This is a genomic window from Paenarthrobacter sp. 22069 (assembly GCF_052046035.1).
Taxonomy (GTDB): Bacteria; Actinomycetota; Actinomycetes; order Actinomycetales; family Micrococcaceae; genus Arthrobacter.
Window position 1 is genome coordinate 60,236 of record NZ_JBQEQF010000005.1, and the last position, 16,222, is coordinate 76,457.

Below are 16,222 nucleotides of genomic sequence, written 5' to 3' on the forward strand. Positions count from 1 at the left end.
GGGCCTCCTAGTAGGCAGTCGAGTTGTCGACGTGGAAGTGGTAGAGGTTCCGGGCGGAGCCGTAGCGTTTGAAGCCGGCCGGGTCGTCGGTGCGGCCGGCTGCTGCCAGCAGTTCTGCGAGCTCTTCGAGGTGCTCGGCTTTCATCGGCTTTTCGATGCAGTCGGCGCCCAGGGAGGCCACCGTGCCCTGCACGTAAATGCAGGCCTCGTAGATGGAGTCACCCAGCGCGTCACCGGCGTCGCCGCAGACCACCAGCCGGCCGGCCTGGGCCATGAACGCGGACATGTGGCCGATGTTGCCGCCCACCACGATGTCCACGCCCTTCATGGAAATCCCGCAGCGCGCGCCGGCGTTGCCGTCGATGACCACCAGGCCGCCATGGCCGGTGGCGCCCGCGGACTGGGAGGCGTCACCCTTCACGTGGACCGTGCCGGACATGATGTTCTCGGCAAGTCCGACGCCGGCATTGCCGTTCACGGTCACGGTTCCCTTTTGGTGCATCCCGGCGGCGTAGTAGCCGGCGTGGCCTTCGATGGTCACCGCAATGTCGGCGCTGATGCCGACGGCGAGGCTGTGCTTGCCGCCGGGATTGGTCACGGTCCAGGCCTGGCCGTCAACGGCGTTGTGCAGGGCCTGGTTCAGGTCGCGGACCGGGGCGCCGGAAAGGTCGACGACTGCCGGGGCGGCAATGTCGGAAGTAATGGTTTCGGGGGCTGTCAGAGTGACCATGTGTAAACCTTTCCGGGTTCGGGTTCAAAGATGCGGGCGTTGTCGATGCCGGGCAGGGCTGCCAGGGCGCGGTATTCAGAAGCCATCGCCACGTAGTCTTCGGTTTCGGCGATGATGGCCGGCTTGCAGGCAATGGGATCACGGACCACGGCCATGCTGTCCGCTGTGGTGACCACCAGGGTGTAGAAGCCGTCCAGGACCTTGCCGAGGTTCACCAGGGCTTCCTCGAGGGTGTCGCCCTGCTGCAGCCGGGAGGCGACGTAGCGGGCGCCCACCTCGGTGTCGTTCTCCGAATCGAACACCACGCCTTCACGCTTGAGTTCGCGGCGGACCGTGGCGTGGTTGGAGAAGGAGCCGTTGTGCACCAGGCACAGGTCGTCCGCCACAGAGAAGGGGTGCGAGCCGCCGGCGGTGACAGCGGATTCGGTGGCCATGCGGGTGTGGGACAGTCCCTGGCTGCCGGCCATCGCCTCCAGTCCGTGGTCGGCGGCGATCTGCATCGGATGGCCCACGCTTTTCATGACAGCGACGTGCTCCCCACGGCCGATGACGGTGGACGCGGGCAGGGTTTCGCTGACGGCCTTCACCAGCAGGTCGGTCCCGACGGCGGCGCTCACCAAGGTGGTGTCTCCCACCACCTGCACGGCTGCTGCCGCGTCAGGCGGCAGCAGTGCCGCGATGCTTTCGGTGATGGCCGCCGTCGTCATTCCCTGGTCCCTGCCGAGCAGGCTCAGGGTGGAGGCGCCCGGGGACACCAGGCCCGGCGTGTTGTAGACGGCGAGCCCGGCGGAGTCGGGTCCGCGGTCCACGATCTGGCAGAGCATGGTGGAGAGCATTGCGCCCAGTTGGGGGTGCAGCGAGGGATTGCGCAGCTGCAGCGCGGCGATTCCGCACATGGAAAGTCCTTTACGTCGTAGGGATCAGATTGAGGTGAGGTAGGTGCGGATTTCCCAGTCGCTGACCTGGTTGTGCCAGCTAAGGAACTCCTCTTCCTTTGCGTTTGCGTAGTACGTGCCGATCTCCGGATCACCGCTGAGGCTTGCCAGGACCACCGGGTCCCTGCGGAGGGCTTCGACTGCGTGCAGCAGGGTGGCCGGGAGGAGATGGGCGTCCGGCCTGGACTCCCCCGGTCCGGACGGCATGCCGGGATCAATGGACTTCTCCACCCCGTCCAGCCCGGCGGCGATGGCGGTGGCGATGGCCAGGTATGGGTTCGCGGAACCGTCGCCGGAGCGCAGTTCGATCCGTTTGTTGTCCGGTACGCGGATCATGTGGGTGCGGTCGTTGCCGCCGAAGGAGGCCTTTCGCGGTGACCACGTGGCCCCGGAGGTGCTTGTGGTGGCGCCCGTGCGCTTGTAGGAATTCACGGTGGGGGCGAGGAAGGCCTGCAGGGCCGGGGCGTGCTCAAGGATTCCGCCGATGAAGGAATAGGCCAGCCCGGACAGGCCGAGCCCGCCGTCGGCCTTTCCGTCTTCATCGTCGCCCGGGAACAGCGCGTCGGCGCCGGACCAGAGCGAAAGGTGGAAGTGCAGGCCAGTGCCGGTGCGGTCTGTGAACGGCTTGGGCATGAAGGTGGCGGTCATGCCGCGCTGCTCCGCCAGGACGTTGAGGATGTAGCGGAGCGATACCACCCGGTCCGCGGTGGTGAGCGCGTCGGCGTAGGTGAAGTTCTGCTCGAACTGGCCGGCGGCGTCCTCGTGGTCGTTGGCGTAATTTCCCCAGCCCAGCGAATTCATGGCATCGCTGATGGACGTCAGGTGCTCGTACATCCGGGTAACGCCGCGGGCGTCGTAACAGGGGCGGGGCGAATCATCGCGGGTGTCGGCGGTGCTCAGCGTCCCGTCGTCGTTCTTGTTGACGAGGAAGTACTCCACCTCCGCGCCGATCTTCGCCTGCATGCCCTTGTCCGCCAGCCGCGCCAGCGCGTTCTTGAGGATGATGCGCGGGGCGTAGGGCCAGGGCTGGCCGTTGACATGGGGATCGCAGTGGATGATGGCCAGGCCCTCCCTGATGAAGGGAACCGGGGTGAAGGAAGAAAGATCCGGGACGGCGATCAGGTCCGCGTCCTGGGGGTTCTGGCCGATCAGGCCCGCGGCATAGCCGGCGAAGCCCATGGCTCCGGCTTCCAAGTCATCGGCCGCCTCCACCGGCACCAGCTTGGCGCAGGGCTTGCCGGTCATGTCAACGAAGGTGGCCAGCAGGAAGCGGACGCCGTGGGCGCGGGCGATGTCCGCCAGGGAAATCTGGGTGGTGTCCGTCAGCGGCATTGGCGAGGCATCAGGCACCGTGGTTACAGCAGGGGTTGCGACACTGGTCATCGGAACAGTCCTGTCGGGATTGGTGTTAGCTAAGAGTAAACCTTGTTGCACCAGAGTATCCAGGATGACGTTTCGCGCGTCCTGCGGGAAGGTTAAATGCATGTTTCGGGCGCAGGCGGGGCAGTGCACTTCCACGGCGGTGCAGGGCTAGGCTGGGAAGCATCCGGGCAGCCAGCTACCCCGAAGGAGCCAGCCCTTGAACAGCCAGCAATCCTCCCCTGTACGGCCGAGTGAGCTGCGGGTCGGCGTAGTCGGCATCGGCTGGGCCGGCCAGCAGCACCTGAAGGCCTACCACGACCTCGAGGGCGTCACCATTGTGTCCCTGGCAGGAATGGAGCAGGAGCTCCGCGACTCCCTGCAGGCCGAATACTCCATTCCCAACGCCTTTGCCGACTGGAAGGACATGCTGGACCACGGCGGCCTGGACGCCGTCAGCGTCGCCGTCCCCACGTTCCTGCACGCACCCATCGCCATCGCCGCCCTGGAACGGGGAATCCACGTCCTCAGCGAGAAGCCCATCGCGCGCAACGCCGCCGAGGGCCAGGCCATGGTGGACGCCGCCCGAAACGCCGGCCGTGTCCTGGATGTGGCCTTCAACCACCGCCGCCGCGGCGACATCAAGGCCCTCAAGGAAGTTATTGACCACGGCGGACTGGGCCGGCCCTATTACGCGAAGGCCTCGTGGCTGCGGCGTTCCGGCATTCCCACGCTGGGCAGCTGGTTTACCAATCCGGAGCTTGGCGGTGGCGGCCCGCTGGCGGACATCGGCGTCCACGTGCTCGACTTCGCCCTGCACCTCCTCGGCGAACCGAAGGTGGTGGCCGTCTCGGCAGCCACCCATTCGGAGCTGGGCCCGCAAGGCAGGGGCGGCGGAAGCCGGTTCTCCGCCCAGGCCTCCAGCCACGCCTTTGAAGTGGAGGACTTCGCCTCGGCATTCCTGAGGCTGGAGGGCGGTGCCACGCTGCTGGTCGAGGCGAGCTGGGCTGCGTACCGGGAAACGGACGACCAGCTGGACTTCACGGTGTACGGAACCGACGGCGGTGCCGAACTCAGGGTGCACGGCGCCCCTTTCCCGCCGGTCGGCCAGTTGCGGGTGTTTACCGACAGGGACGGCGAGTCCGCGGACTACCTGCCCCCTGTCCTGCCGGGCCGCGCCCACGACGGCGTGGTGGAGGATTTCGTCACCGCAGTCCGTGGCGGGGAGCAGGTCTGGGCCAAACATGATGGGTCCCTGGCCCTCTACCGGGCACAGATTATCGACGCGTGCTACCAGTCCGCGCTTGAGCAGAGGGAGGTCCGGCTCTGATGAACGGCAAACTGAAGCTCCTGGTGTGGAACGAGGGCGTCCACGAGGCGAACAACCAGCCACCGCACATCGGTGACATGTACCCGGACGGCATCCACGGCGCCATCGCCGCGGGCCTTCGGTCCCATTGCCCCGACGCGGAGATTACGACGGCGGTCCTGGCCACGGACGATGAACACGGCCTGGCCGATGAGGTGCTCGCGGAGACGGACGTCCTGCTGTGGTGGGGCCATGTGGCGCATGCCGAGGTAAGCGACGCCGTCGTCGAGCGCGTCCACCGGCACGTTCTGGGCGGGATGGGACTCATCGTGCTCCATTCCGGGCACTTCTCGAAGATCTTCACCAAACTCCTGGGCACCAGCTGTTCGCTGGCGTGGCGGAACGACGGCGAACGCGAGCTGGTGTGGACGGTCAAGCCGTCCCATCCCATCGCCGAGGGCGTGGACAGCCCCATCGTCATCCCGGAACAGGAAATGTACGGGGAACTGTTCGACATCCCCGACCCCGACGACCTGATCTTCATCAGCTCCTTCGCCGGCGGCGAGGTGTTCCGTTCCGGCGTCACCTTCACCCGCGGCAAGGGACGCATCTTCTACTTCAGCCCCGGCGACCAGGAATACCCGGTGTACCACCACCCGCAGGTCCAGCGGGTCCTGGCCAACAGCGTGAAGTGGGCTGCGCAGCCGGACCTGGACCGTGCGGCACCCTCGGTGACCAACCCGGCACGAGAGTGGTTCCAGCAGTAAAAGCGTCATTGACATCGGCTGCGGGCAAGAGCAGATTGGGATCGTCGCACACGAGGTCCGGCAGGTTCTGGACGGGCACATCCCGCCCTGCCGGGCCATCTCCCGGCGCCGCACAGCCCGCCGGACGAATTAAACAATTACTCCTTACCGGGAGCCAGCAATGCCTGCAGTAACGGTCACGGACCTTGAATCCAAATCCTTCGACGACCCCGACGAGAAGCGCCGCCCGCCCAAGACGCAGGTGGATGTCATCAACATTGGTGGCGCCACCCTGGGCCGGTTCACCTTCGAACCGGGCTGGCGCTGGTCCGAAACAGTCAAAACCGTTGTCCATACCGACAGCTGCCAGAACAACCACCTCGGCTTCTGCACCGCCGGAACCCTGACCGTCCAGCTGAACGACGGTACCCGGAAGACAATCCACGCAGGAGACGCATACTCCATCCCCGCGGGTCATGACGCCTGGGTGGAAAACGACGAGACGTTCGTTGGCTATGAAGTCATGAGCGCCGCCGAGTACGCAAAGCCCGCGTGACCACACTGGAGCACGGACAGTAACCGCACCGGCAGCAGCCGCACACACTGGAAAGGGAGGCCCCAGGACCTCCCTTTCCTGCTGCCCGAGCCCTACGGTGGAGGAAAATACAACGATCGGAGAGCAATGAGAGTCACCGTCATCGGCGGCAGCGGCCACATCGGTTCATTCCTGGTCCCCCGGCTGGTCCGCGCCGGCCACGAGGTCACCACCATCAGCCGCGGCACCAGCAGGCCCTACATCGACTCACCCGAATGGCAGCAGGTAAACCAGGTCACCGCCGACCGGCAGCAGGAGGACCGGGACGGGACGTTCGGGGACCGGGTGGCCGGGCTGAAGCCGGACGCCGTGGTGGACCTGGTCTGCTTCACCCTGGAATCCGCAGCCTCCCTGGTGCAGCGGCTGCGCGGTGAAGTGGGGCACCTGCTGCATTGCGGCTCCGTCTGGCGGTACGGCCAAAGCCTGAAGCTGCCCATCCGGGAGGGGTCCGGCTCAGCCGCTGCGCCCTTTGGCGAATACGGCATCGAAAAGAACCGGATCGCGGCGATGCTCCGGGAGGAAACTGCCCGCGGCGGCCTGGCCACCACGTCGCTGCACCCTGGCCACATCGTGGGACCGGGATGGCATCCCATTGGTCCGCTGGGAAACCTGGACCCCGCCGTCTGGCACCAGATCTCTGCCGGCCGGCCCCTCCGGGTTCCCGGCAGCGGCGCCGAGCTGATGCACCACGTCCATGCCGACGACGTCGCCCAGGCGTTCGAGCTGGCCATCGCCCGGCGGGAAGCCGCAGCCGGGGAGGACTTCAACATTGTGGCCCCGACGGCGCTGACCGTGCGCGGCTACGCGGACATCGCCTCCGCCTGGTTCGGGCACGCCGCCGTGCTGGAAACGGTCAGCTGGGAACGGTTCCGTGAAGACACCGCGAAGGAGTACGCGGAATCCAGCTGGGGACACCTGTACCGCAGCCAGTGCTTCAGCATCGGGAAGGCCTCATCCGTGCTTGGTTACGCCCCGCGCTACGAGCCCGAGCAGGCCATCTTCGAATCCATCCAGTGGCTCGTTGACCACGAACAGTTGCACGTAGCCCGCCCCCTGGGAGTTCCGGCTGGCTGAGATCGGCTAGGCGGCAAGCCGCCTCAAGCGTGCAACGAGGGTGGCGGCGAGCAGCGCCGTCACCAGTTCCAGCGCGATCACCAGCAGAAGCCCGCCGGCACCGTCCCCGTGGGCAGCAGATGACGGCGGCGCCCCGGCGTGGGAGTGTCCCGCACCGCCGGAGCCGAGCAGGAGGACCGCGTGCAGGCCGGCCATGGCAGCGGCGGCACCGGTCACCTGATGGAGCGCGCCCAACCTGCTGTACCGCCAGATATGGACCGCGCACGGGACGCAGACGGCGGCGAGCGCCACCATCAGGACAGCGAGCCAGGCGTCGTGGTGGCCGGATGCGGCCAGCCCCAGGTGGGCCACGCAGCACAGCGCGGTGGCCACGGCCACCAGCCGGGGATGCAGGACGGGACCGTTGGCACGGACCCGTCCTGCCGCCGTCGTCCTTCCTGGCGATACGGGGGCGAGGCTAGTGGCAGCCACCGCTGCCGCCCTCGGTGTGGCAGGAGGACGCCTGCTGGTTGGGGTTGGCCGGCACGTCCAGGACCGGGCTGCGGTCGAAGAAGCCCTCGGGACGGAGCTTGAAGCCCACGGTGTCCACCGGCATGATGGGCCAGTCTTCAACCCGGGGGAAGTGGGTCAGCCCGAAGGTGTGCCAGACCACGATGTCCTGGCCGTCGATGTCCCGGTCCTGGGCCACATAGGCGGGCAGGCCGGCGCCTCCGGCGTGCTGGTTCACGAAGTCGCCGGTGGGGTATTTCTCGTCCTCGGCGTACCGGGTGACCCAGAGGTCCTTGGTGGCGAAGGCTGCCCGGCGGGCGATGGAGGAATCCGGGTCCGCCAGGAGCGTTGGCTGGTTGTGGGAGTGCAGCTTGTAGCCCACGGGCTCGCCCAGCCGGTTGAGGGACTCGGGGTTGGAGATGATCCAGGTCCGGCCGGCCCGGGCGTCTGCTTCGCGGACGGCTTCGGATTCGCGGGCCAGCACGGTGCGCTTGCGTGAGAAGGCGTTGCCGCGTTCATTGCCCGGGCCCATGGCCTGGCGGACGACGTCTTCTTCCTCGACCCGGTTGGTGAACCCGTCGATGGCCATGTCCAGCCGGGCGCTGAAGAGGTGCTGGTGGAACGGGGCGCCCAGGCCGGGGGCGAGCTGGGAGATGTTGTCAGAGCCGCCCTCGGGGAACGCGGAGGTGAAGACGATGCCGGTGGCCTTGGCCTCGAACTCGATGGTGCCGTCCAGGTAGAGGTACCAGTAGAAGCCGTAGTCGTAGTTGCCGACGGTGGTGAAGAAGGAGATCACCAGGCGGCGGTTGCGGCGGGTGTAGGTGATGCCGCTCCAGAGGTCGGAGTGCTTGGAGAGGATGCTCCAGTCCTCCTCGTGCATGCAGATGCCGTTGCGGATTTCCCGCGGGTTGCCGAACGCGTCGGAGATGACGGGGCTGAGGTAGGTGATCTCGCCCAGGCAGTCGCAGCCCAGTTCCAGGGAGTTGGCGTACTGGCCCACGAGGTATTCGCCGGTGTCGAAGTAGTTCTGCCAGGACCGGACCGGCGAGGGGTCACCGTACGGGACCACCATCTCGGCAATCGATGCCCGGTTGATGATCGGCCGCTTCCGGCCGCCGTCCTGGAACGCGAGGTTGTGCAGGACCACGCCCTCGCGGACGTCGAAGCCAATGTCCAGGCTCCACTTTTCCCACTCCACGTGGTTGCCGCCGGTGACGGTGAAGCTGGGCCCTTCGGGCTGGGTGATGCTGATGGGCTTCTGGGTTTCACGGATCGGACCGGTCAGCCCGGGGTCCGTGTAGTTGCCGTGCTCAGCCGGGATGGGCATCACGCCCAGGTCGATCACCTGGGTGACTTCCTTGCTAACCACATCCACGTAGGCCACCAGGCCGTCCACCGGGTGCGCCCAGGCGCTGTCCTCCGGGAACTCCTGCACGAACGCCAGGCCGCGCAGGATCCGGCGGCCCTTTTCCTCGGCGTACTCAAACACCCCGGCAGAGAGCGGTGCCACCCTGACCTTCTCAACCTCCAGGCTCCTGTCCGCCAGCGCCTTCAACCATCGTTCATCGGTGGCGAGAAGCGATTCCACCACTTCGAACTCCTCCTCCAGGACCGGGAGTTCACCGGTTACCGCGGTGTCGAGTTCGACGGCGGACAGCACCTTTCCCTGGGTGGTGGAGACGATGACGTCCCACGGGCCGGCCCCGGAGACGTCGTGGATGAAGACCCGGAACCTCCTCTCCATCTCCTCCGGCTGCGTGCCGCGCGCCGGATCAAGCAGTCCCAAATACGCAATGCGGTGCTGCGGGCCCAGGTGCCCTTCCGACTGCAGGATGGAGCGGACATCCAGGATTTCCTCCGGCGTTGCCAGCCGGAAGGCAGATGCAGTGTGGGTTGGTGCAAGAGTCATGGGAGAACCTTTGTCCGGGCCGTTGCCGGCCGCTGGGAGTTTATTTTCTATAGTTGTAGAGAATAAACGTCCGTAACATGGCTCACAAGAGCCTGAGCAAAATATTTCGGGGAGACGCCGCGGTGCCCAAGATAGTTGACCATGACGAGCGCCGCCTGGAGCTCGTGGATGCCACCTGGCGGATCATCGCCCGCCAGGGACTGGAAAGCGCCACCATGCGTGAAATCGCCATGGAAGCCGGCTTTGCCAACGGCGCGCTGAAGCCCTACTTCCCCACCAAGGACACGCTGCTCGAATTTGCCTTCAGCCACGTCTTCAACCGGACCAACCAGAGGATCGCGGAGGTCACCGCCGGAAAGGCCGGGCTCGCCGCACTGCGCGCCTTCTGCCTGGAGGTCCTCCCCCTCGACGAGGAACGCGTCAATGAGGCCCGGATCGTGGTCCCGTTCTGGCAAAAAGCCATCAATGACCGCCAAAAAGCCGCAATCCACCAGGAGTCCATGGACGAGTGGCACACCGCCATCCGCCGCTTCCTCGCGGAGGCCAGGGACAGTGGAGACGTGAGCACCAACGTCGACGACGCGATCCTGGCCGGCCAACTGTTGAACATGCTGCTTGGGGCGCAGATCGAGGCCGCCCTGGCGCCGGAGGGCCACACGGACTTTGGTCACGATGCCCAACTTGAGGGCTATCTTGCCCTTCTAACCAAGATTCCGGACGGGAAATGAGCGCCAAACTCGAAAGTATGCTTACTATTGAGGGGTCAGGTTCTGGCGAATGCCGGAGCGAGCACGAACTGTAAGGAGCATCTCCATGGGTTTGGATGACAAGATCGGCAACGCAGCAGAGAAGCTCGGCGGCAAGGGCAAGGAAGCTGCCGGAAGCGCCACGGGCGATGAAAGCCTGAAGGCGGAAGGCCAGACGGACCAGGCCAAGTCGGACATCAAGCAGGCCGGCGAGCACGTCAAGGATGCCTTCAAGAAGGATTAATCGACCCTTGCCATAATGGGTGCAGCTCCTGCAGGAGCTGCACCCATTGCTGGTTTAAGCGGAATTCCGCCATTAGGGGAGCCCGAATTCGCCGCTTGCGCCCGGCGGGTTGCCCCTCAGGCCACGCAGTTCCTGCAGCAGCTTCAGCTGCTCGGCGTTGATGTTCATCAGCATTTCGATCTGCGCGGCAGCGCGGACGTCTGTCTCGTAGTCATGCTGGGCCATGGCTGATGCGATGGCGTCCTGGCGCTTCGCCGCAATGAGCAGGATCGCGCCCTGGAGGCCGGCCAGCATGGACAGGAAAAGGTTCAGCAGGATGTAGGGGTAGGGGTCCCAGGCCCGGCTGGCCAGGAGGAACGTGTTCACCGCGGCCCACAGCCCCATGGAACCCACGAAAATGCCCACGAACGGCCAGCTGCCCATGCCGTTCCGCAGCGTATCCGCAGCCCTGTCACCTGCACTTAGAGCTTCTTTGTGCCGCCTGTGCCAGTTCATTCTCATCTCCGCCATGGCCCCAGAATATGTCCTGGCTCCGCAGCGGAGGCGGCTAATGGATGAGTCCGGATACCAGGTTGATGGTGGTGGCCAGCACGATGGCGCCCAGGAGGTAGGACAGCAGCGCCTGCCGCAGGACGGTGGAACGGATCGCCCTGGTTTTCAGGTCGGTGTCCGATACCTGGAACGTCATGCCCACAGTGAAGGCCAGATAGGCAAAATCGGCATAGCTGGGTGGCTCATCCTCGTTGAAGTCGACGCCGGTCCCGCCCTGGTAGTAGATGGCGGCATACCGCAGGGTGAACAACGTGTGGACCAGGAACCAGGACAGGGCAATGCTGCCCAGCGCCATGGCAACGGTGGCGTCCTTGGTGAGGCCCTGGGCGCTGGAGGCGTCCAGCAGGATCAGACCCACCCCGGCAAAGCTGGCCACCGTGGCCGTAAGGACCAGGGCGTCGGAGAACACACGGCCCGGGTCCTCCCGCCGGGCGTGGGCAGCCGTGGCGGCCGGGCCAAGGCGCCCGATGACGCTCCACACCCAGACCAGGTAGGTGGCCGAGGAGGCAGCCCAACCAGCGGCCGGGGCGTACTGCCAGCTGCCCAGGAACCCGACACCCAGCGCTGCCACGAGTCCGACGATGAGCATCACCAGCACCCGAAGGCGGGAGTGGTGCGCACGGGAGTTGTAGTTACGGCGCTGTTCAGTCGTGCCCGGGACGCGATTCATGGCCTGATCATGGCACGGGAGCCTTGGGGCACGCTGGCAAGGGCGGAATCTTTATTTTCGCCAGCTGTTGAAAAAAAGTTCCGGTGCAGTTAATCTGGGTGGACTGTGTCCCACGACACAGCCGGGGGAAACGCCATGCTGCAGCCCGTCGCAAGGAACACCAATGCCAGCACCAGCATCAACCGGGGCGATGTCCCGGGAAACCAGCCAGCATCTCACCTCCAGCGTTGCGACGTCGTTCGACCACTGGAAACACCTGGTGGCCGAATCCTTCGTGCCCCTCACCGCCCGGACGGCCGACGTTGATGGATTCCAGGGGCGGATGCGGTCCCGGGTGCTGGACCGGATGTCCATCGTGGAAGTCACCGCCACGTCGCACGAGGTGCACCGCACGCCGGCATTGATTGCCCAGGCCCACGAACGCTATTTCAAGCTGAACCTGCAGCTGGAAGGAACGGGCCTGCTGATCCAGGACAACCGGGAAGCCGTGCTTCAGCCCGGCGACCTGGCCATCTATGACACCAACCGGCCGTACACGCTCGCCTTCGAGGACCAGACCCGGATCATGGTGCTCATGTTTCCCTGTGATGCCCTGTCCCTGCCGGCGGACTACGTGGGCCAGCTTGCGGCCGTCCGGATGGGCAGCGGCGGCCTCAGCGGCATCGTGGGCCAGTTCATCCGGGAACTCTCGTCGAACCTGGATGTCCTGAACGGCCCCAGCGGCTCCCGGCTCGCCACGAACGCGCTGGATCTGGTGTCCACCATGCTGCACGCGGAAATGGACATCTCGCCGGACCGGATGAAGCCGCAGGCGCTGCTGGCCGTGTCCATCCGGGAGTACATTGAGGCCAACCTCTCCGATCCCCTGTTGTCCCCGGCCGGCATTGCCGCCGCGCACTTCATTTCCACCCGGCACCTGCACAACGTCTTCCACGAAACCGGCAGTACGGTGGCAGGCTTCATCAGGAGCCAGCGTCTGGAAGGTGCCCGCCGTGACCTGCGGGATCCCCTGCATGCGGGCAAGTCGGTGGGTGCCGTGGCAGCGGCGTGGGGGTTCCTGGACGCAGCCCACTTCAGCCGGACCTTCCGCGACGCGTTCGGGGTCTCCCCCACCCAGTGGCGCCGCGGCTCCTGAACCAACCTTTCAGATCAGGCCCTGCGCCAGCATCGCGTCGGCCACCTTGACGAAGCCGCCGATGTTTGCGCCCAGCACGTAGTTGCCCGGTTCGCCGTATTCCTCTGCGGTGGCGGCGCAACGGTCGTGGATGCCCACCATAATGTCCGTCAGCCGTTCCTCGGTGTGTTCAAAGGACCACGAATCCCGGCTGGCGTTCTGCTGCATCTCCAGTGCGGACGTCGCCACACCGCCCGCGTTCGCCGCCTTGCCGGGCCCGAACAGCACGCCGGCCTCCTGGAATACGGCTACGGCGTCTCGGGTGGAGGGCATATTGGCGCCTTCACCGACCGCGACCAGGCCGCCGCGGACCAGGCGGGCGGCAGCATCGCCGTCGAGCTCGTTCTGCGTGGCGCACGGCAGCGCCACCGTCGCGGCCACGTCCCACACGGAGCCGCCGTCCACGTAGGAGACGCCGGCACGGCGCTCGGCGTAGTCCTTCAGGCGCGCCCGCTGCACTTCCTTCACCTCGCGGAGCAGCGCGACGTCGATGCCCGCCTCGTCCACCACGTAGCCGGAGGAGTCGGAGCAGGCCACCACGGTGGCGCCGAGGGACTGCGCCTTGGCGATGGCATTGATGGCCACGTTGCCGGAACCGGAGACCACCACGCGCCGGCCTTCAAAGGAGGTTCCGCGGGTCTTCAGCATCTCCTGGGTGAAGATCACCGTCCCGAAGCCGGTCGCCTCGGGCCGGACCAGGGATCCGCCCCAGGAGACCCCCTTGCCGGTCAGCACGCCGGACTCGTACCGGTTGGTGATGCGTTTGTACTGGCCGAAGAGGTAGCCGATTTCACGGCCGCCCACGCCGATGTCACCCGCGGGAACGTCGGTGTACTCGCCGATGTGGCGGTAGAGCTCGGTCATGAAGGACTGGCAGAACCGCATGACCTCGGCGTCGCTGCGTCCGCGGGGGTCGAAGTCGGAGCCGCCTTTTCCACCGCCAATGGGCATGCCGGTGAGCGCATTCTTGAAGATCTGCTCGAAGCCGAGGAACTTGACGATGCCCAGGTATACGGAGGGATGGAAGCGGAGCCCGCCCTTGTAGGGCCCCAGGGCGGAGTTGAACTCGACGCGGAAGCCGCGGTTGATGCGGACGCGTCCGGAGTCATCCGTCCACGGGACCCGGAAGATGATCTGGCGCTCAGGCTCGCAGAGGCGTTCCAGGATGGCGGCTTCGAGGAATTCGGGATGGCGGTCGTGCACCGGCCCCAGGCTTTCGAAGACCTCCACCACGGCCTGGTGGAACTCCGCCTCCCCGGGGTTCCGCGCCAGCACGCTGTCCCTGATGGCTTCCAGCCGTGCATCCATAAACTCTGTCCTTACCTTGGAGCCGTAGTGGGAACGGGCGCCAAGCAGGCAGTTATCGCCCCGATAGGTTTACGCTTCAACCTATCGGATTATGACTGGCCCCCGTTAGCCCGCCCGCGGCGCCTGCACTAATCTCCGTATTGTGACAGCAACTTTCCGCTTTATGAGATGTTTTTCCCCAGCGCAAATAGCGGGGACGGCCTGATGCCCTACGTCTGCCTCCTGCTCTCCGGTGCCGCCCTGCTGGTCAACGGCCTGGCCACCCTTGGGCGCCTGCCCCGCCGCGACGCCGCCGTCCTCAGCCTGCTGGCCGGTGGCACCCAGCTGGTGCTCAGCGTCGTCCATGCCTCCACCGCCGGCAATGTTCCGGCAGCGCTTTTGACGGCGGCAGGCATGTTCCTGTTCGGAACCACGTACCTGTATTCGGGACTGGATACGCTGCTGGCACTCGGCTCGCGGGGACTGGGTTGGTTCTGCGGAATGGTGGCGTTCTGCGGGGTGCTGCTGGCAGCTGCCTGGGTGGGCAGCGATCCGCTGCTGGCGGTGCTCTGGCTGTGCTGGAGCGCGCTCTGGGCAATGCTGTTCGCGTGCCTGGCCCTTGGCGCAGGGCGCCTGGAGCCGTTCGCGGGCTGGTCGCTGGTGCTGACCAGCCAGGTGTCCGCCACTGTTCCCGCACTTCTTGGTTTGGCGGGATGGTGGCCGGTTTCCGGCTCCGTGGCGTGGTTGGCGGCACTGCTGCTGGGCAGCCTGTTCGTGGCGGCACGCGTGCTGGCCCGGCGCGGACCNCCAGTGCCGCAGCTCCGCTGCCGGCCAAGTAAACGGTTACGTAAGCGCGTGGCCCAGGGCGGCCACGTGGTGGCGGCGCTGGATGGCCCACTCCACCAGCACGCCGGCCAGGAAGACCACCGGGACCGACACCAGCAGGGCCGTAGCTGTCTCGGCGCTGCCGCCAATAAGGGCCGTGAAGTTGCTGACCACCAGGCTGAGGACCCAGGCCAGCAGGACCGCCGCCAGGACGGGGGCGATGCGGGTCTGCCACAGTTGGGCTGCGCTGCGTTCCCGGCGGAAGAATGCGACGACGGCCGCCGAACACAGCATGTACAGCACCAGCAGTGCCGCCACGGCCAGGCCGCTGAACCAGGAGAACAGGGTCAGCACCGGGTCCAGGGCCAGGATGGCGAACGGCACCACCAGCACGACGGCGGTGGCGGACTGGACCCACGCGGCGACGGCGGGTGCGCGGTGCCGGTTGGTCCGGGCAAGGACGGCCGGCATGGAACCGCGCAGGGCCAGCGAGTGGAGGTAGCGGTTGATGCCGTTGTGGAAGGCGATGATGCCGGCCAGCAGCGAGGTGACCAGGAGAATGCCTGCCACGATGCCCGCCCAGGGGCCGAACAGGTCCACGAGGGGGCCCATGACGAAGGAGGTGGCGTCCCCGGACTCGAGGGCGGCGCCGGCGGCGTCCATCACCTGGGAGGGGCCGTAGTAGCTGACCAGCATCCAGGAGATGAAGGCGAAGAATACCGAGATGACACCCACCGACAGGTAAGTTGCGCGGGCCACGGTGCGGTGCGGGTCCTTGGCCTCGGCGGAGTAGATGGCCGTCGATTCGAAACCGAACATGGAAGCCACGGCGAACATGATGGCAACGCCTGGAGCCCCTGCGCCGATGGCTTCCGGCGAAAAGGACGCGGCAACGCTGATGCCTTCCGGGCCGCCGCCGTGGAACAGCACGGTGAAGCCGAACATCAGGAGGATGGCCACCTCGAGTCCCACCAGCACGGCCAGCACGCGGGCACCGAGTTCGATGTTGAGGGAACCCAGCACCTGGACCCCGGCCATGGTGGCCAGGGCCAGCAGCCACCAGGGAATCCCGAGTCCGGCGGAGGCCAGGAGTCCGGAGAAGGCGGCGCCGTAGAGCCCGTACATGGCGGCCTGGACGGTGCTGTAGGCCAGCAGCGCCAGCCAGGCTGCACCGGCTCCGGTCCGCCTGCCGAACGCTGCCGTGACGTAGGCGTAGAACGCACCGTTGGCCTGGATCTTACGGCTCATGGCTACGAAGCCCACCGCGAAGATCACGATGACGATGCCCACGATCAGGTAGGCGCCCGGGGCGCCGGCACCGTTGCCCAGGGCTGCGGCGAGCGGCGCTGCGCCGACGATCCCCGTCAGGGGCGCCTGGGCGGAGAGGACGAAGAACAGGATGCCCAGCACGCCGATGCTGCCGGCGCGCAGGGCCGTGGAATGCTCCTTGGCCGGAGCGTCAGTGGTCCGGGTCTCGGAATTCGAAATACTCATTGGATCCTTCTTAACGGTCATGAGCTCGGAAAAATTGCTGTGGAATCCAGCTTGGCAGCGGCCCGCGCCGCGGCTTTGTCCACC

Annotated in this window: 16 protein-coding genes and 1 pseudogene; 8 read left to right on the forward strand and 9 right to left on the reverse strand. The window is 66.4% G+C overall.

The window, feature by feature from the left end; translation table 11 throughout:
* Positions 1-7 precede the first annotated feature (7 nt).
* Genes ACTJK0_RS05350 through glnT form a run of 3 tightly spaced genes read right to left on the reverse strand, consistent with a single transcriptional unit; the run spans position 8 to position 3,048 of the window.
* Complete coding sequence (locus tag ACTJK0_RS05350; RefSeq protein WP_440744519.1) at positions 8-730, reverse strand: protein glxC; 723 nt, start codon at positions 728-730, stop codon at positions 8-10.
* Positions 718-1,626, reverse strand: a complete 909-nt coding sequence (locus ACTJK0_RS05355; RefSeq protein WP_110541970.1) for a glutamine amidotransferase — start codon at positions 1,624-1,626, stop codon at positions 718-720. The genes ACTJK0_RS05350 and ACTJK0_RS05355 overlap by 13 nt, the downstream gene beginning before the upstream one ends.
* A 24-nt stretch (positions 1,627-1,650) precedes the next feature.
* Positions 1,651-3,048, reverse strand: a complete 1,398-nt coding sequence (glnT, locus tag ACTJK0_RS05360) for a type III glutamate--ammonia ligase (protein ID WP_440744520.1) — start codon at positions 3,046-3,048, stop codon at positions 1,651-1,653.
* Positions 3,049-3,244: 196 nt separating this feature from the next.
* Here glnT and ACTJK0_RS05365 point away from each other — a divergent pair, with 196 nt between their 5' ends.
* From ACTJK0_RS05365 to ACTJK0_RS05380, 4 genes are all read left to right on the forward strand, one after another.
* On the forward strand, positions 3,245-4,354 hold the full coding sequence (locus ACTJK0_RS05365) for a Gfo/Idh/MocA family protein (RefSeq protein ID WP_440744521.1): 1,110 nt from the start codon (positions 3,245-3,247) through the stop codon (positions 4,352-4,354).
* Positions 4,354-5,100 (forward strand): ThuA domain-containing protein, encoded by a 747-nt coding sequence (locus ACTJK0_RS05370; protein ID WP_440744522.1) that lies wholly within the window; start codon positions 4,354-4,356, stop codon positions 5,098-5,100. Before ACTJK0_RS05365 ends, ACTJK0_RS05370 begins: the two co-directional genes overlap by 1 nt.
* A 160-nt stretch (positions 5,101-5,260) precedes the next feature.
* Positions 5,261-5,635 (forward strand): cupin domain-containing protein, encoded by a 375-nt coding sequence (locus ACTJK0_RS05375; protein ID WP_110541974.1) that lies wholly within the window; start codon positions 5,261-5,263, stop codon positions 5,633-5,635.
* A gap of 126 nt (positions 5,636-5,761) precedes the next feature.
* Positions 5,762-6,748 carry an NAD-dependent epimerase/dehydratase family protein gene (locus ACTJK0_RS05380; RefSeq protein WP_440744523.1) on the forward strand — a complete coding sequence of 329 codons (987 nt, stop codon included), beginning with the start codon at positions 5,762-5,764 and terminating at the stop codon, positions 6,746-6,748.
* Between the two features lie 6 nt (positions 6,749-6,754).
* Here ACTJK0_RS05380 and ACTJK0_RS05385 read toward each other — a convergent pair whose 3' ends face one another.
* Both ACTJK0_RS05385 and ACTJK0_RS05390 read right to left on the reverse strand, forming a co-directional pair.
* A complete protein-coding gene (locus ACTJK0_RS05385) occupies positions 6,755-7,219 on the reverse strand; it encodes a hypothetical protein (RefSeq protein WP_440744524.1) in 465 nt (154 codons plus the stop codon).
* Positions 7,206-9,146 carry a primary-amine oxidase gene (locus ACTJK0_RS05390; RefSeq protein ID WP_110541977.1) on the reverse strand — a complete coding sequence of 647 codons (1,941 nt, stop codon included), beginning with the start codon at positions 9,144-9,146 and terminating at the stop codon, positions 7,206-7,208. The genes ACTJK0_RS05385 and ACTJK0_RS05390 overlap by 14 nt, the downstream gene beginning before the upstream one ends.
* 77 nt (positions 9,147-9,223) lie before the next feature.
* Here ACTJK0_RS05390 and ACTJK0_RS05395 point away from each other — a divergent pair, with 77 nt between their 5' ends.
* Positions 9,224-9,874 carry a TetR/AcrR family transcriptional regulator gene (locus tag ACTJK0_RS05395; RefSeq protein WP_440744525.1) on the forward strand — a complete coding sequence of 217 codons (651 nt, stop codon included), beginning with the start codon at positions 9,224-9,226 and terminating at the stop codon, positions 9,872-9,874.
* Positions 9,875-9,959: 85 nt separating this feature from the next.
* On the forward strand, positions 9,960-10,136 hold the full coding sequence (locus ACTJK0_RS05400) for a CsbD family protein (RefSeq protein WP_440744526.1): 177 nt from the start codon (positions 9,960-9,962) through the stop codon (positions 10,134-10,136).
* Between the two features lie 72 nt (positions 10,137-10,208).
* Here ACTJK0_RS05400 and ACTJK0_RS05405 read toward each other — a convergent pair whose 3' ends face one another.
* Together ACTJK0_RS05405 and ACTJK0_RS05410 are read right to left on the reverse strand one after the other, a co-directional pair.
* Positions 10,209-10,646: a DUF1003 domain-containing protein gene (locus ACTJK0_RS05405; RefSeq protein WP_440744527.1), complete on the reverse strand. Its 438-nt coding sequence runs from the start codon at positions 10,644-10,646 to the stop codon at positions 10,209-10,211.
* Between the two features lie 37 nt (positions 10,647-10,683).
* Positions 10,684-11,358, reverse strand: coding sequence for a DUF1345 domain-containing protein (locus ACTJK0_RS05410; RefSeq protein WP_110541981.1), 675 nt, complete (start codon positions 11,356-11,358; stop codon positions 10,684-10,686).
* Between the two features lie 163 nt (positions 11,359-11,521).
* Between ACTJK0_RS05410 and ACTJK0_RS05415 the strand changes: the two genes are divergently transcribed.
* Positions 11,522-12,493, forward strand: coding sequence for a helix-turn-helix domain-containing protein (locus ACTJK0_RS05415; RefSeq protein WP_440744528.1), 972 nt, complete (start codon positions 11,522-11,524; stop codon positions 12,491-12,493).
* A 9-nt stretch (positions 12,494-12,502) separates the two neighbouring features.
* Here ACTJK0_RS05415 and gdhA read toward each other — a convergent pair whose 3' ends face one another.
* Positions 12,503-13,840: an NADP-specific glutamate dehydrogenase gene (gdhA, locus tag ACTJK0_RS05420; protein WP_440744529.1), complete on the reverse strand. Its 1,338-nt coding sequence runs from the start codon at positions 13,838-13,840 to the stop codon at positions 12,503-12,505.
* 204 nt (positions 13,841-14,044) lie between these two features.
* Between gdhA and ACTJK0_RS05425 the strand changes: the two are divergent.
* A pseudogene (locus ACTJK0_RS05425) lies at positions 14,045-14,473 on the forward strand (AmiS/UreI family transporter); the annotation flags it as partial.
* Positions 14,474-14,662: 189 nt separating this feature from the next.
* Here ACTJK0_RS05425 and ACTJK0_RS05430 read toward each other — a convergent pair.
* Positions 14,663-16,138, reverse strand: a complete 1,476-nt coding sequence (locus ACTJK0_RS05430) for an APC family permease (RefSeq protein WP_440744530.1) — start codon at positions 16,136-16,138, stop codon at positions 14,663-14,665.
* Between the last annotated feature and the right edge of the window lie 84 nt (positions 16,139-16,222).

Coding starts and splice junctions, on each gene's coding strand:
- ACTJK0_RS05380 (WP_440744523.1), top strand. CDS start 5,762: ATGAGAGTCACCGTCATCGGCGGCAGCGGCCACATCGGTTCATTCCTG.
- ACTJK0_RS05350 (WP_440744519.1), bottom strand. CDS start 730: ATGGTCACTCTGACAGCCCCCGAAACCATTACTTCCGACATTGCCGCC.
- ACTJK0_RS05400 (WP_440744526.1), top strand. CDS start 9,960: ATGGGTTTGGATGACAAGATCGGCAACGCAGCAGAGAAGCTCGGCGGC.
- ACTJK0_RS05395 (WP_440744525.1), top strand. CDS start 9,224: ATGGCTCACAAGAGCCTGAGCAAAATATTTCGGGGAGACGCCGCGGTG.
- ACTJK0_RS05430 (WP_440744530.1), bottom strand. CDS start 16,138: ATGAGTATTTCGAATTCCGAGACCCGGACCACTGACGCTCCGGCCAAG.
- ACTJK0_RS05375 (WP_110541974.1), top strand. CDS start 5,261: ATGCCTGCAGTAACGGTCACGGACCTTGAATCCAAATCCTTCGACGAC.
- glnT (WP_440744520.1), bottom strand. CDS start 3,048: ATGACCAGTGTCGCAACCCCTGCTGTAACCACGGTGCCTGATGCCTCG.
- ACTJK0_RS05405 (WP_440744527.1), bottom strand. CDS start 10,646: ATGGCGGAGATGAGAATGAACTGGCACAGGCGGCACAAAGAAGCTCTA.
- gdhA (WP_440744529.1), bottom strand. CDS start 13,840: ATGGATGCACGGCTGGAAGCCATCAGGGACAGCGTGCTGGCGCGGAAC.
- ACTJK0_RS05415 (WP_440744528.1), top strand. CDS start 11,522: ATGCCAGCACCAGCATCAACCGGGGCGATGTCCCGGGAAACCAGCCAG.
- ACTJK0_RS05410 (WP_110541981.1), bottom strand. CDS start 11,358: ATGAATCGCGTCCCGGGCACGACTGAACAGCGCCGTAACTACAACTCC.
- ACTJK0_RS05390 (WP_110541977.1), bottom strand. CDS start 9,146: ATGACTCTTGCACCAACCCACACTGCATCTGCCTTCCGGCTGGCAACG.
- ACTJK0_RS05355 (WP_110541970.1), bottom strand. CDS start 1,626: ATGTGCGGAATCGCCGCGCTGCAGCTGCGCAATCCCTCGCTGCACCCC.
- ACTJK0_RS05370 (WP_440744522.1), top strand. CDS start 4,354: ATGAACGGCAAACTGAAGCTCCTGGTGTGGAACGAGGGCGTCCACGAG.